Source organism: Rhizobium nepotum 39/7, from assembly GCF_000949865.1.
Lineage (GTDB): Bacteria > Pseudomonadota > Alphaproteobacteria > Rhizobiales > Rhizobiaceae > Agrobacterium > Agrobacterium nepotum.
The window spans coordinates 29,768-44,825 of record NZ_JWJH01000001.1 but is presented as its reverse complement, the minus strand read 5'-3'; the positions used below and the strand labels follow the sequence as shown (position 1 = coordinate 44,825).

The following is a 15,058-nucleotide window of genomic DNA, read 5'->3' as shown; positions in this document are numbered from 1 at the left end:
TCAGGCCCCCATCTTCACACGCCAGGAATCGGCAAAGACACCGATGGCAGCCGGATCGAAGCGAACACCCGCTTCCGCCGGAATTTCCTCTTCTTCCGGAACGACAATCGCAAGCTTCTGGCCGGCAAACCGGGCGCGAACGATCTTCCGGCGTCCGATATCCTCGACCTCATCGACGGTGATCGGCATGCCGCCCCGCTCCAGCCTCACGAATTCCGGGCGGATGCCGATCTCGATCCGTTGCTTTGCGTCAACCTTCGGCATGCCGGCAAGCGGCACGCCGAGGCCGCCGACAATTGCGGTTGCGCCATCGATGCTGGCGGGCAGCACGTTCATGCCGGGCGAACCGATGAAATAACCGACGAAAGTGTGTCCCGGCCGTTCGAAGAGTTCGGCGGGCGTACCGATCTGGACGATCTGACCGTCATACATGACCACCACCTTGTCGGCGAAAGTCAGCGCTTCTGTCTGGTCGTGGGTCACATAGACCATGGTGAAACCCGACTGGCGGTGCAGGCGCTTCAGCTGCGAACGCAGCACCCATTTCATATGCGGATCGATCACCGTCAGCGGCTCGTCGAAGAGGATGGCATTGACGTCGGAACGCACCAGCCCGCGCGCCAGCGAAATCTTCTGCTTCTGGTCCGCTGTCAGACCGCGCGCGTGGCGTTTGGCCATGCCGGAAAGATCGGTCATTTCCAGAATTTCCTGTACGCGGCGGTCGACTTCGGCTTCCGGCACATGCCGGTTGCGCAGCGGAAAGGCCAGATTGTCGTAAACCGTCATCGTGTCGTAGACGACCGGGAACTGGAACACCTGGGCGATGTTGCGGTCTTCGGTGGCAAGGTCGGTGACATCGGTTCCGTCGAAGGCGATGCGGCCTTCGGAAGGGCGAAGCAGTCCGGAAATGATGTTGAGCAGCGTTGTCTTGCCGCAGCCGGAAGGGCCGAGCAGCGCATAGGCCCCGCCATCCTCCCATTCATGGTGCACTTCCTTCAGTGCATAGTCGCCGGCCGCCTGCGCCTTGGCGTTATAAGCGTGGCGAATGTGATCGAGCGTGATGCGTGCCATGATCGATCTCCCCTTACGCCGCTTCGATGGCGCGGCCGTGTGCATCGAAAGCCATCAGATGTCGCGTATCGAGAAAAAGCTCGATCTCCGTATCCGGCTCGATGTCGTGAATGCCCTGCGCCAGCATGACCCACCGCTGGCCCGAAAATTCGACGTGGACGAAGCTTTCCGATCCGGCAATCTCTGAAATCAGCGTCCGCGCCCGGATGGATTGCACCGCCTGCCCCTTTTGACGTGGGAAAAGATGGTGCGGCTGGAAAGCGATGGTCAAGGGGCCGTCCGGCATGGCGGCAAGGTGCGCCGGAACCGGGACGACCGCATGGTCGGCGCGGGTGAAGGCGCCGCCCGTCTTGATGACCTCGATGGTGTTGAGCGGCGGATCGGCAAAGATTTTCGCGGTCACGATATCCACCGGACGCCGGTAAACCTCGATCGTGCGGTTGAACTGCGTCACCTTTCCCTCGTTCAGGGTCGCGGTATTGCCACCGAGGAGCAGGGCTTCGGAGGGTTCGGTCGTGGCATAAACGAAGATGGCACCGGATTCCGCAAAGATGCGCGGCAATTCCTCACGCATTTCCTCGCGCAGCTTGTAATCGAGATTTGCCAGTGGCTCGTCGAGCAGCACCAGAGTGGCGTTCTTGACGATGGCGCGGGCAAGCGCCGTGCGCTGTTGCTGGCCACCGGAAAGGCTTAGCGGCGTGCGGTCGAGATAGGGCGTCAGCCTCAGAAGTTCGGCGGCCTTCCTGACCTCCCTGTCGATCGTTGCCTTATCTTTGCCGGCCACACGCATCGGCGAGGCGATGTTTTCGTAAACGCTGAGCGCCGGATAATTGATGAACTGTTGATAGACCATGGCGACGTTGCGCTTCTGCACCGGCCAGCCCGTCACGTCCTCCCCATTAAAAAGGATCGCGCCGCCGCTTGGCTTGTCCAGCCCCGCCATCAGCCGCATGAGCGTCGTCTTGCCCGAAAGTGTCGGTCCAAGCAGGACGTTCAGGCTTCCGCGCTGCAACGTCAGATCGGTCGGGTGAATGTGATATTCACCGCCGACCATCTTCGAGACGTTTCGCAATTCAAGCATGGTGATCCAAAGCCTCCTCCGCTTTTCAATCGGATCGTCAGATTGCCTTCAAGCGTCCACCTGCAATGTCCTCGATATAGTCGTCCAGCCCGCGCACCTCTTCGGGGACAAGGAAAAGCCCCTGCTTGGTGCGGCGCCACAGAATATCCTCCGCTGTCAGCGCCCATTCCCGCGCCATCAGCCAGCGAACCTCGGCCTCATAAAGCGTGCCGCCGAAATATCGCCCCAGCGCAGCCTTCTCCCCCGCATTGCCGATTATAGACACCGCATCCGTTCCATAGCAGCGGACGAGCCGCCTGGCATGACGCTCATCGAGAAAGGGATAACGCGACCGCAGGGACGTAACCTCCCCGGTATAGGCTTGGGCGCCGAAATTTCCGCCCGGCAAATGCGAGCCTGCCGTCCATGACGAGCCCTTTTCACCCAGTGCATCGCCGATTTTTTCAAGAGCATGTTCGGCAAGCCGCCGATAGGTGGTGAGCTTGCCGCCGAAAATATTGAGAAGCGGCGCTTCGCCTTCAGCCCCTTCGGTTTTCAGCACGTAATCGCGCGTTGCTTCCTGCGCCTTCGACGCGCCGTCATCGAAAAGCGGCCGCACACCGGAATAGGTCCAGACGATATCGGCCGGCGTAACCGGTTCGGCGAAATATTCGCTCGCAGCGCTGCAAAGATAGCTGATCTCCTCGTCGCTGATCTTAACAGCACGGGGATCGGCGGTATAGTCGCGATCCGTCGTGCCGATCAGTGTAAAGTCCTGTTCGTAGGGGATGGCGAAAATGATGCGCCCGTCCGGATTCTGGAAAAAATACGCGCGCGGATCGGAGAATTTTTTGCGCACGATGATGTGGCTGCCCTGCACGAGGCGGACATTGTGGACATTGTTCTTGCCGAATGTAGAAGCCAGAACCTTGTCCACCCAGGGGCCTGCGGCATTGACCAGCATGCGCGCCCTGTAGGTCGCGGTTTCTCCGGCGGCACTTTTCGTTTCGACCCGCCAGAACGCGCCTTCGCGCCGTGCCGAAACCACCTGCGTGCGATTGAGGATCAAGGCGCCACGATCGGCAGCATCGCGGGCGTTCAGCACCACGAGGCGGGCATCGTCCACCCAGCCGTCGGAATATTCAAAAGCTTTGGCAAAAACCGGTTTCAGCGGTTTTCCGGCCGGATCGCGGCGCAGATCGAGCGAGCGGGTGGCGGGCAGAAGCTTGCGGCCGCCGAGATGATCGTAAAGAAAAAGCCCGAGCCGCACGAGCCATGCCGGACGCACGCCACCCTTCTGAAACGGCAAAACGAAGCGCATCGGCCAGATGATGTGCGGCGCCATGGCCCACAGCACCTCGCGCTCCATCAGGGCTTCGCGAACCAGACGAAACTCGTAATGCTCGAGATAACGCAAGCCGCCATGGATGAGTTTCGTGGCAGCGGACGAGGTGCCGGAAGCAAAATCGTTCATTTCCGCAAGCACAACGGAATACCCCCTGCCGACGGCGTCACGCGCAATGCCGCAGCCGTTGATGCCGCCGCCGATCACGAAAATATCGTGGATTGCCTCATCAGACATGGACCCTCCCACGCTTTCATCGACGCTCTCCCCATCGACATATTGAAAGCACGGACATCTAATTTGAAGACAAAACGAATGTCAAACGAAATTCCGGTGCCGTCCGGATCAGGGCTCGCGCGTCTCGGTTTCGATCAGTCGGACGTCATGCTCGGCACAGATGGAACGGATCGAATCAACAGGACAATGATCGGTGATAAAGGTGTGTACCTGTGAAAGATGGCCGATGCGCACAGGTGCGGTGCGTTCGAATTTAGAAGAGTCCGACACCAGAATGACATGGCGCGCATTGGAGATGATCGCCTGCGCAACCTTGACCTCGCGAAAATCGAAGTCCAGCAGAGCGCCGTCCTCATCGATCGCTGAAACGCCGATGACAGCGAAATCGACCTTGAACTGACGGATGAAATCCACCGCCGCCTCGCCGACGATGCCGCCATCCGACCCGCGCACGACGCCGCCCGCAATCACCACCTCGATGCCGGGGAAAACCCGCAACCTGTTGGCAACATTGATATTGTTGGTGATGACCATCAACTCATGATGGTCCGAAAGCGCTTCCCCCACCGCCTCTGTCGTCGTGCCGATATTGATAAAAAGCGACGAGTTGTTGGGGATCAACGCAGCGGCAGCGGCACCAATGGCCTGTTTTTCGGAGGAAGCGATCGCACGACGCGCCTCGTATTTGACGTTCTCGTTGCCGCTCGGAAAAAGCGCGCCACCGTGGATACGTGTCAGCACCCGCGTATCGCAGAGATCGTTCAGGTCCTTGCGGATCGTTTGGGGGGTCACCGAAAAGCGCGCGGCCAACTCATCGACCAGCACCCGCCCGTTCGCTTTTGCCAGCGTGACGATTTCATCCTGACGCGGTGTGAGCAGCATTTCACCCTCCCTCCTCTTTCAATTTTTTCGTTTTATTGAAGAGCGAACGAAAAACCAATGTCAAGGGACGGTTTATAGCGCCGACAGCGAGCGGCTTGCGGGCCAGCGCAAAAACGCCGCGCTGCCCTAGACTTATTAGCCGGCTTTCTGAATAGCCTTAGTGATCTGCTCCTGCGCGCTGGCACCCGCGAATGCCGAGGATGCGGCACCGAACGCATCACCGATGCCGATCAGCACAGGCTCGTTCACGCCCAGCCTCGCAACGGCCGCAGCCAGTTGCGCAAGCGAACCGCACCAGCGCTGTTCGTTCGCGCGGCTGACGGAAATCATGACGGCGACAGGCGTCGCGGCGGGCATGCCGTGAGCAAGCAGGGAAGACTCGATCTCGGCTGCGGTTCGTCCACCCATATAAAAAACGGTGGTCACGGCGGGATCGGAAAGCGTTTTCCAGTCGATATTCTCCGGCAGCTTACCCTGCCGGGAATGGCCGGTGACGAAGCGGACCGATTGCGCGTGGTCGCGATGCGTCAGGGAGACACCGAGACGGGAGGCCATGGCGCTTGCGGCGGTGATGCCGGGCACGACTTCGACCGGGATATTTTCAGCCTCCAGCGCTGCTATCTCCTCCCCGGCGCGACCGAAAATCATCGGATCGCCGGATTTCAGCCGCACCACGCGTTTACCTGCCTTGGCGAGGCGGATCATCATCTCGTTGATGTCTTCCTGCTTGCAGCTTTCCCGGCCGCCACGCTTGCCGACCAGCATGCGCTTCGCCTCCCGTCGCGCCAGTTCCAGCACTTCCGCTGACACGAGATCGTCGAACAGGATGACATCCGCCGCCTGCAGGGCACGCACCGCTTTCAGCGTCAGCAGCTCGGCATCGCCCGGTCCGGCACCTACAAGCGTCACAAGTCCGCGTGTCGAGCCTGTCCGTCCGGCCTGCATTCCGATATCGGCGAATATACGTTCCTCGCCGCCCTCATCCAGCCTTTCGGTAAACGCCCGGTCGACGAATTTTTCCCAGAAAAACCGTCGCGCCGAACCGGGGGCCAGCCGCAGATTGACCCGCTCGCGGATCGTCTGGGCAAGCGCGCCCCAATCCTTGAGCGCCAGCGGCAGCGTTGTCTCGATGCGCCGGCGAATGGCCTGCGCCAGAATGGGTGCTGCACCGTCGGTCGAGATCGACACCACCACCGGCGAACGATTGACGATGGAGCCGAACTGGAACTGGCAGAATTCCGGCTTGTCGATGACATTGACGGGGACGCCAGCCGTGCGTGCGGCGGAATAAAAGGCGTGCGCCTCCACGTTCGTTTCGCAGTCCGCCAGCGCCAGTTCGGCATTTTCGAATATGCCCGCATGCCAGGCCTGGTCGTGAAAACTTAAGGTCGGGCTTTTTTCAATGAGGGCAGCGAACGTCTCCGACAGGTCGTCCTTTGCGCAATAGACATGTACCTCGGCACCGCAGGCCAGCAGCAGTTCCGCCTTCCAGGCCGCCCCGTCCGATCCGCCCACTAGCACCACGCGCTTGCCCTCCAGCCCCCAGAAGACCGGCAACTTGGCGAGCTTTTCCATACGGGCCGGCTCATTCCGCTGCGGTTTTAAGGCATCCATCGATGATCCCCCTGATCTCGGCGCGGCAAGAGCCGCAATTGGTTCCGGCATTCAACGTCTTGCCGACGGCTTCAACGCTGTGGCAGCCATCGCGGATGGCGGCCGTGATCTGGTTCACACCGACATTGAAGCAGGAACAGACAGTTGCGCCCGGATCGGCCCGCCCGGCGCCCGGACGACCGGCGACCAGCGCAAAACGCATGCGCAAGTCCTCGTGACGTTGGCCAAGCTGCGATATCGCCCAGTTGCGGGCGACCGCCACCGGTTGTTTGGCGATAAACAACGCGGCCAGCAGGGTTTCGCCATCGAAGAAGGCAAGGCGCAGATCACCCGTCTGCCGGTCGCTGTAACCCAGCGGCTCGATCCTTACATCGAGACCGAAAAACTGCCGCGCCCAGAGCGCCCAGTCCTGCGGTTCCTCCTTGAAGGCAAGCTCCATGCGATAGCCGCCATCGGCCTTGGCGATGGCCCAGTAAGCGCAATCCGGCGCATTTGGCCGTGTACGAGAAATAGCGAAACCATAGGCTTTCGCCTCGAAACGCGTTGCCTTCACCGCTACATTTTTTGAGGCCGGCTGACCGGAATGCGGATCCGTAACCGGGGCGACAACGACATCGATCCGAGCCCGGGAGGCGAACTGGTCGTTCCAGTGCATCGGCGCGAAGACCGATCCGCGCGCCTGTCTTTCGCTGACCAGCGCTCGCAGCAAAACCTTGCCGTGCGGGCTTTCCAGCTCCACCAGATCGGCGCTTTCGATTCCCAGCGCTTGCGCATCGCGCGGATGAAGCTCGGCAAAAGGCTCGGCGATATGGGCGGTAAGCCGCGCGCTTTTGCCGGTGCGGGTCATGGTGTGCCATTGGTCACGGATGCGGCCGGTATTCAGCGTCAGCGGATAATCAGGCGATGTCCTGCGCGTCTCCGGCAAGGCCGTGGTGATGAACCGAGCCTTTCCATCCGCGTGATAAAAACGACCATCCGCAAAAAAGCGGGGAATGCCGGTTTCACCCGGCCCGACTTTCGGCCATTGAAAGGGTGTCATCGCATCGTAGGAATCCCGCTCGGCCCCACTGATATCGAAATCGCGGCTTCCCGCATTTTCGAAGCCGGAAAGTTCCGCATGTTCGGCGAAAATCTCGGATGGCTGCCGGTAAGCGAAGGCGGCGTCAAAGCCCATGCGCCGGCCCACTTCCGCCATCTGCCACCAGTCGGCCTTCGCTTCGCCCGGCGCATCGAGAAAGCCGCGCTGACGGGAAATCCGCCGTTCGGAATTGGTGACCGTGCCGTCCTTTTCCCCCCAGCCGAGCGACGGCAACAGCACATGGCCATGGCGGGCCGTGTCGGTACCGGCCACGACATCCGAAACGACAACGAAAGGACAGGCCTTGATCGCCGCCTCGACGGCATCGGCATCGGGCATCGAGACGACGGGATTGGTGGCCATGATCCACAGCGCCTTGATGCGGCCATCAGCCACCGCCCTGAACATATCCACCGCTTTCAGGCCGGGCTTTTGCGCAATTGCTGGCGAGGCCCAGAAGCGCTTGACGCGGTCGCGGTCTTCAGCACTTTCGATGGCCATATGGGCGGCCAGCATGTTGGCCAGCCCGCCAACTTCGCGTCCGCCCATCGCATTCGGCTGGCCCGTGAGCGAAAACGGACCCGTGCCGGGCGTGCCGATGCGGCCGGTGGCAAGGTGGCAATTGATGATGGCATTGACCTTGTCGGTGCCGCTTTGCGACTGGTTGACGCCCTGGCTGTAACAGGTGACGGTCTTTTCGGTGTGCTCGAACAGTTCGTAAAAGGAAATCAGTTCGGCAATCGTCAGGCCCGTGGCCTCGGCGATCTCCGGCAGACTGTATCCGCTTGCGGCCTGCATCGCGGCATCAAATCCCGCCGTATGATTTTCCACATAACCGCGATCTAAGGCGCGACTGTGGGAAAGATGCGCCAGCAGGCCGGTAAACAGCGCCACATCGCCATCCGGGCGGATGGCAAGATGCATATCGGCAATATCGGCGCTCATCGTCCGGCGCGGATCGATGACGACAATTTTCATTTCCGGCCGCGCTGCCTTCGCGGCGGCAATCCGTTGATAAAGGACCGGATGACACCAGGCGAGATTGGAACCGGTGAGGATCACCAGATCGGCAAGCTCCAAATCCTCATAGGTGCCGGGCACCGTGTCGGCCCCGAAAGCGCGGCGGTGGCCGGCAACCGAAGACGACATGCAAAGCCTTGAATTCGTATCGATATTGGCCGAGCCGATGAAACCCTTCATCAGCTTGTTGGCGAGATAATAATCCTCCGTCAGCAACTGTCCGGAGACGTAGAAGGCAACCGAATCCGGGCCGTGCTCGGCTATGGCCTCGGAGAACCGGGAAGCGACGAGATCAAGCGCTTCGTCCCATGCCACCCGCTTGCCGCCGATCTCAGGGTACAGCAGGCGCCCGTCGAGATCGATGGTTTCGGCGAGAGCCGAACCCTTGGAACACAGCCTGCCGAAATTGGCGGGGTGATCCTGATCGCCTTTGACGGAAACGGCACCATTGTCGTTGACGGTGGCGATGACACCGCAGCCGACGCCGCAATAGGGACAGGTGGTTTTTGTTTCAACGGGCATGGGTTTGCCCCTTGAGCAAGTGGCGTTCACCCCCCTCTGTCCTGCCGGACATCTCCCCCTCATGGGGGGAGATCAATTGCGGCACGAACTTCCATTCACAGCTTGCGGCACTGGCCATAGAGATGAAGCGGGAAGCCTTCGGTTTGTCGATCTCCCCCCTTGAGGGGGAGATGTCCGACAGGACAGAGGGGGGTATCTTCGCTATCGCCACCATCAAAATTCACTCCGCTGCAATCATCAGGGTTTCAAGCGCAATCGAGAGCCGTCCATCCAGATTGCGGACAGGGATAGTCCTCACCTCGCCCTCATCCGCCCCCAGCGCCTTGCCGGTTTCCAGCGAAATGACCCAGTTGTGCAGCGGGCATGTTACGGACGCGCCGTGCACGATGCCTTGGCTCAGCGGCCCACCCTTGTGCGGGCAATGGTCCTCGATGGCAAAAACCTGATTTTCCGCCGTGCGGAAAACCGCGATCTTACCGACAGGCGTTTTTACGCACCGTGCGCCCCGCAGAGGAATCTCAGAAACGTTGCCGATATCGATCCAGTTGCTGTCCATCCTCTTCACTCCGCTGCCTGGTTGAAACCGATTGCCGCCATGGGCTTGAATTCGTGCTTGTCGTGACCCGACACACGCTCCGACCAGGGATCGACCTGGGCGAATTTCTGACTGAAGACGAAGCGGTCGAAATAGGCTTTGCGCTTGTCAGTATCGTCCATGATCTGGCGGCGAACCTCGTCGTAACCGATGCGCTTTGCCCATTTGTAGATGCGCTCGAGGTAGCGCGCCTGTTCACGGTACATCTGGGTCAGCGCCACGATATGCTCGAGTGCCTCATCCTCGGTTTTGACGAGACCGAGCACTTCCGTGCCCTTGATATCGAGACCGGCGGCACCGGCAAAATGGATTTCAAAACCGGAATCGACGCAGATGACGCCGATATCCTTGCAGGTGGCCTCCGCGCAGTTGCGCGGACAGCCGGAAACGGCAAGCTTCAGCTTGGCGGGTGTCCAGGAGCCCCACATGAATTTTTCGATGCGGATGCCAAACCCGGTGGAATCCTGCGTGCCGAAACGGCACCATTGTTCGCCAACGCAGGTCTTCACGGTGCGCAGCCCCTTGGCATAGGCCTGACCGGAAATGAAACCGGCCTTGCCGAGATCGGCCCAGACCGCCGGCAAATCCTCCTTCTCGATGCCGAGAAGATCGATGCGCTGGCCGCCGGTCACCTTCACCATCGGGATTTCGAACTTGTCGACCACATCCGCAATCGCCCTGAGTTCGGAGGAGGACGTAACGCCGCCCCACATGCGCGGGACGACGGAATAGGTGCCGTCCTTCTGGATATTGGCGTGGACGCGCTCATTGATATAGCGCGATTGATAATCGTCGGCATATTCGTCCGGAAAGTCGCAGACGAGATAATAATTGAGCGCGGGGCGGCATTTGGCGCATCCGCAGGAGGTTTTCCACTCCAGTTCCTGCATCACGGCGGGAATGGTCTTCAGGCCCTTGGCCTTGATGAGACGGCGCACATCGTCATGACCAAGATCGGTACATTTGCACATGGGCTGCACGGCAGCGGGATTGTAGCTGTCGCCCAGCGTCAGCGTCATCAATTGCTCGACGAGGCCGGTGCAATTGCCGCAGGAGGCGGAAGCTTTCGTGTGGGCCCGCACGTCGTCCAGTGAGGTCAGGCCTTTGGAGCTGATCACCGACGTGATCTTGCCCTTGCAGACGCCGTTGCAGCCGCAGATTTCCGCATCATCCGGCAAGGCTGCAACGGCCGCCATAGGGTCCAGCGGAGACCCTCCCTGATAGGCCTGGCCGAAAATCAGGGTTTCGCGCATGGCGGAAATATCGGCCGATTTCTTCATGAGGTCGAAGAACCATGACCCATCCGCCGTCTCGCCGTAGAGAACCGCACCGATGATGCGGTTTTCTTTGAGGATCAGGCGCTTGTAGACACCGGCGGTGGCATCGCGCAGCACGATTTCCTCACGGTCGTCGCCTTCGGCGAAATCGCCGGCGGAGAACAGATTGATGCCCGTCACCTTCAGCTTGGTGTTGGTGACGGAACCGTGATATTCGGCCGAGCCGCCGCAAAGCCGGTCAGCCAGCACCCGTGCCGATTCATAAAGCGGCGCGACCAGCCCGTAGCACATGCCGCGATGTTCGGCGCATTCGCCGAGTGCATAGATCGAAGCGTCCGACGTCATCATGCCATCATCCACTACGATGCCGCGATTGACGGCAATACCGGCTTCCTTGGCGAGACCGGAAGCGGGGCGGATGCCGACCGCCATGACCACCATGTCGCCCTCAATGATCCGGCCGTCTTCCAGCTCGATGCCTTCGACCTTCTCTTCGCCGAGAATGCGTTTGGTATTGGCCTTGGTGATGATGTCGATGCCGCGCTCACTGAGCGCCTTTTCCAGAAGATAGGCCGCTGCCGGGTCGAGCTGGCGCTCCATGATTGTCGGCATCAGGTGGATGACGGTGACGTCCATGCCCTGACGCTTCAGGCCATAAGCCGCTTCCAGCCCGAGAAGACCGGCACCGATGACGATGGCGCGGCCCTTGCCCCTAGCGATTTCCAGCATCTTCGTCACGTCGTCGAGATCGCGATAGGCGAGCACGCCCGGCAATTGATGGCCGGGAACGGGGATGATGAAGGGCAGGGAGCCAGTAGCGATCACCAGCCTGTCGTAAGAGACCGTAATGCCGTTTTCGCTTGTCACGGTCTTGTTGTCACGGTCGATGCCGGTGACCTTCGCGCCCTTGTGCAGGGTCACGTTGTTAGCCGCATACCATTCGTCATTGTGGATGACGATGTCTTCATAGCTCTTTTCGCCTGAGAGCACGGGCGAGAGCATGATGCGGTCGTAATTGACGCGTGGCTCGGCGTTGAAGATCGTGACGTCGTAAAGACCGGGGGCAGTTTCGAACAGGTTTTCCAGCATGCGCCCCGGCGCCATGCCATTGCCGATGATGACGAGTTTTTGCGTCATGGTCGTTACTCCGCAGCTTCGACGAAGCGGTGACGTTCGTAAAGGAACTTCAGCACGGCTTCGCGGCATTTGAGATAGGTCTTGTCCGAGGCAAGCTCGATGCGATTGCGCGGGCGTGCCAACGGCACGTCAAGCACTTCGCCGATATGGGCGGCGGGACCGTTGGTCATCATCACGATGCGATCGGACAGCAGCACCGCCTCGTCCACATCGTGGGTGATCATAACCATGGTGTTGCCGAGCCGGGCGTGGATTTCCATCACCGCGTCCTGAAGGTGAGCACGCGTCAGCGCGTCCAGCGCGCCGAAAGGCTCGTCCAGCAGCAGGATTTTCGGTTCCATGGCGAGCGCACGGGCAATGCCGACGCGCTGTTTCATGCCACCGGAAATTTCAGACGGTTTCTTGTCCTTGGCATGGGCCATCTGCACGAGATCGAGATTGCGCATGACCCAGTCGTGCCGCTCAGTCCGCGTCTTGGTGCTGCGAAACACCTTTTCCACAGCGAGGTTGACGTTTTCATAGACCGAAAGCCAGGGCAGCAGGCTGTGGTTCTGGAACACGACAGCGCGTTCAGGCCCCGGCTCGTTGACCTCACGATTTTCGAGAAGCACTGCACCGGCTGACACTTTCGTCAACCCGGCGATGAGGTTGAGCATGGTGGACTTGCCGCAGCCGGAATGGCCGATGACAGAGACGAATTCGCCTTTTTCGATGGTGAGGTTGATGCCTTTCAGCACCTCGGCGCGTGAGCCGCCCTTGTCGAAATATTTGTCGATATGATCGAGCTTCAAATAAGCGTTCATAATTTTGGCCCTCTCAATTTGCCGCAGCGCCGCGAGTGATAACCTTGCCAAGCGCCGCCACCAGCTTGTCGAGCATGAAACCGACGACGCCGATGTAGGCCAGCGCCACGATGATGTCGGGCAGTCGCGAGGAGTTCCACGCATCCCAGATGAAGAAGCCGATGCCGACACCGCCCGTCAGCATTTCAGCGGCCACGATGGCGAGCCACGAGAGGCCGACACCAATGCGAAGGCCGGTGAAGATGTAGGGCGCGGCGGAAGGCAGCATGATCTTGAAGAAAAATTCGAGCTGGTTCAGCCGCAGCACCTTTGCAACGTTGCGGTAATCCTGCGGAATGTTGCGCACGCCGACTGCCGTATTGATGATGACCGGCCAGATGGATGTGATGAAGATCACGAAAATGGCCGACGGGTTGCTGTCCTGAAAAGCGGCGAGCGAAAGCGGCAGCCAGGCAAGCGGCGGCACGGTACGCAGAACCTGAAAGATAGGGTCGAGGCCACGCATCGCCCAGATCGACTGGCCGATCACTGCGCCGAGGATGATACCGGCGATAGCCGCAAGGCCGAAACCGTAAGCCACCCGTTCCAGCGAAACCAGCACGCGCCAGCCAAGACCGATATCCTGCGAGCCGTTATGGAAAAACGGCGAAACGATGAGGTCGTAGCTTTCCTCGAAGACCTGGCTCGGCGGCGGCAGCGATGAGCCGGGGGCGGAACAGAGAACCTGCCAGACACCGAGCAACACGGCAAGGACGATAAACGGCGGTATGATGTTGCGGGCCGCAGCCGCCGCCCATTTACGCAGATCGATCTGTGGCGAATGTTTGGGCGACAGAGCCACGACGTTTGCCTTCTGGGCCGCCGGTTGCTGTGGCTCTTCCTTGAATTTTCGGGCCAATGCGGACATGGGCATTTCCTCTTGATTTCAGTTGCGGTCAGGGTCTCGCCCCTCATCCGGTCTTCAGTCGCAGCCGCTCAAAGGCCGGAGCTTCAGGATGAGGGGCGACACCCGTGTCTCCTCCTCAGGAGGCCGCTTTGATGGAAAGACTTTCGAGATAGGCGGATGGATTTTCGGGGTCGAAAACCTTTCCGTCGAAGAAGGTTTCCTTGCCGCGCGATGTGGAGGCGGGAATGTCGGAAACGCCGAGATCCCTGGCGGCCTCGCGCCAGATATCCTCACGATTGACCTTCGCAACTAACGCCTTCACGTCGGTATCGGGTGCGAATTTGCCCCAGCGGATGTTTTCCGTGATGAACCAGCTGTCATGGCTGTGGAAGGGATATGAGGCGTGGTCCTGCCAGAACTTCATCTGCAGGCCGGTATTTTCCAAAACGCGGCCATTGCCGTAGTTGATATTGCCCTTGAGGCGGCCGAGAACATCCTTGGGCGGCACGTTGAACCATTGGCGCTTGCCGAGGATGGTGGACATCTCCTCCTTGTTCGCCATCTCGTCGCACCATTGTTGAGCCTCCATCACGGCCATCAGCAAAGCCTTGGTGGCATTTGGGTTCTTTTCCACCCAGTCGGCTCGCATGCCGAGCGCCTTTTCGGGATGACCCTTCCAGAGTTCTCCGGTGGTACAGGCGGTAAAGCCTATGCCCTGATTGACGAGCTGTTCGTTCCACGGTTCGCCCACACAGAAAACGTCCATGTTGCCGACCTTCATGTTGGCAACCATCTGCGGCGGCGGAACGACGATGGTAGAGACGTCCTTGTCCGGATCGATGCCGCCGGCAGCCAGCCAGTAGCGGATCCACAGATCGTGCGTGCCGCCGGGGAATGTCATGGCGGCCTTGATTTCCTTGCCTTCGGCCTTCTTTTTCTCGAAAGCCGCCTTCAGCCTGGACGCGTCCAGCTGAACGCCGGTGTCGGCATATTCCTTGGCGACGGAAATGCCCTGACTGTCGAGATTGAGGCGGGCGATGAGCGCCATCGGTACCGGCACGTTGTTCTGGGTCACTTTGCCGGTATGCATGAGATAGGGCATCGGGGTCAGAATATGCGCGCCGTCAATGCCGTTGGATGCGCCGCCAAGCACGAGATTGTCGCGCGTCGCGCCCCAGGAAGCCTGCTTGAGCACTTCGACATCCGGCATGCCATGTTTGGCGAACAGCCCCTTTTCAGCCGCGATGATGAGTGGCGCGGCGTCAGTCAGCGCGATAAAGCCGATTTTAGCACCTTTTACCTCCGGTTCGGCAGTGGCGGCGAAAGCGCCTGACGGAAAGGCGGTGCGCACGGCGGTAACAAGGGCTGCGGTGGCTGTCGTCTTCAGTATCGTGCGGCGGCTGACATCGCCCGAGAATATCTTTTTCATTCGCATGTTCCCCTTATTGGGCCACCTTTGCGGTGACGCTTTCGCTTGCGAAAAAACCGGAAAATAAAAAAACGCCGCTCGGTGTTTGCGCGTGCGGAACGG

General features: G+C 60.1%; 11 protein-coding genes. All 11 read right to left on the bottom strand.

Annotated elements, in window-relative coordinates; translation table 11 throughout:
* Entirely contained in the window at positions 1 to 1,071 is a 1,071-nt protein-coding gene (locus tag RS75_RS00180) for an ABC transporter ATP-binding protein (RefSeq protein WP_045016198.1), read from the bottom strand.
* Positions 1,072 to 1,084: 13 nt separating this feature from the next.
* Positions 1,085 to 2,152, bottom strand: coding sequence for an ABC transporter ATP-binding protein (locus RS75_RS00175; RefSeq protein ID WP_045016196.1), 1,068 nt, complete (start codon positions 2,150 to 2,152; stop codon positions 1,085 to 1,087).
* 37 nt (positions 2,153 to 2,189) lie between these two features.
* Positions 2,190 to 3,713: a glycerol-3-phosphate dehydrogenase gene (locus tag RS75_RS00170; protein ID WP_045016194.1), complete on the bottom strand. Its 1,524-nt coding sequence runs from the start codon at positions 3,711 to 3,713 to the stop codon at positions 2,190 to 2,192.
* A 108-nt stretch (positions 3,714 to 3,821) separates the two neighbouring features.
* Positions 3,822 to 4,595 (bottom strand): DeoR/GlpR family DNA-binding transcription regulator, encoded by a 774-nt coding sequence (locus RS75_RS00165; protein WP_045016192.1) that lies wholly within the window; start codon positions 4,593 to 4,595, stop codon positions 3,822 to 3,824.
* A 135-nt stretch (positions 4,596 to 4,730) separates the two neighbouring features.
* Complete coding sequence (gene cysG, locus RS75_RS00160; RefSeq protein WP_045016190.1) at positions 4,731 to 6,209, bottom strand: siroheme synthase CysG; 1,479 nt, start codon at positions 6,207 to 6,209, stop codon at positions 4,731 to 4,733.
* On the bottom strand, positions 6,181 to 8,829 hold the full coding sequence (locus RS75_RS00155; protein ID WP_045016188.1) for a nitrate reductase: 2,649 nt from the start codon (positions 8,827 to 8,829) through the stop codon (positions 6,181 to 6,183). Before RS75_RS00155 ends, cysG begins: the two co-directional genes overlap by 29 nt.
* Before the next feature lie 220 nt (positions 8,830 to 9,049).
* Complete coding sequence (gene nirD, locus RS75_RS00145; RefSeq protein WP_045016186.1) at positions 9,050 to 9,385, bottom strand: nitrite reductase small subunit NirD; 336 nt, start codon at positions 9,383 to 9,385, stop codon at positions 9,050 to 9,052.
* Positions 9,386 to 9,390: 5 nt separating this feature from the next.
* Entirely contained in the window at positions 9,391 to 11,838 is a 2,448-nt protein-coding gene (gene nirB, locus RS75_RS00140) for a nitrite reductase large subunit NirB (protein WP_045016183.1), read from the bottom strand.
* A 5-nt stretch (positions 11,839 to 11,843) separates the two neighbouring features.
* Positions 11,844 to 12,641 carry an ABC transporter ATP-binding protein gene (locus RS75_RS00135; RefSeq protein WP_045016181.1) on the bottom strand — a complete coding sequence of 266 codons (798 nt, stop codon included), beginning with the start codon at positions 12,639 to 12,641 and terminating at the stop codon, positions 11,844 to 11,846.
* Positions 12,642 to 12,654: 13 nt separating this feature from the next.
* Positions 12,655 to 13,548, bottom strand: coding sequence for a nitrate ABC transporter permease (gene ntrB, locus RS75_RS00130; protein WP_045016179.1), 894 nt, complete (start codon positions 13,546 to 13,548; stop codon positions 12,655 to 12,657).
* 115 nt (positions 13,549 to 13,663) lie between these two features.
* Positions 13,664 to 14,956: a CmpA/NrtA family ABC transporter substrate-binding protein gene (locus RS75_RS00125; protein ID WP_045016177.1), complete on the bottom strand. Its 1,293-nt coding sequence runs from the start codon at positions 14,954 to 14,956 to the stop codon at positions 13,664 to 13,666.
* Positions 14,957 to 15,058 lie beyond the last annotated feature (102 nt).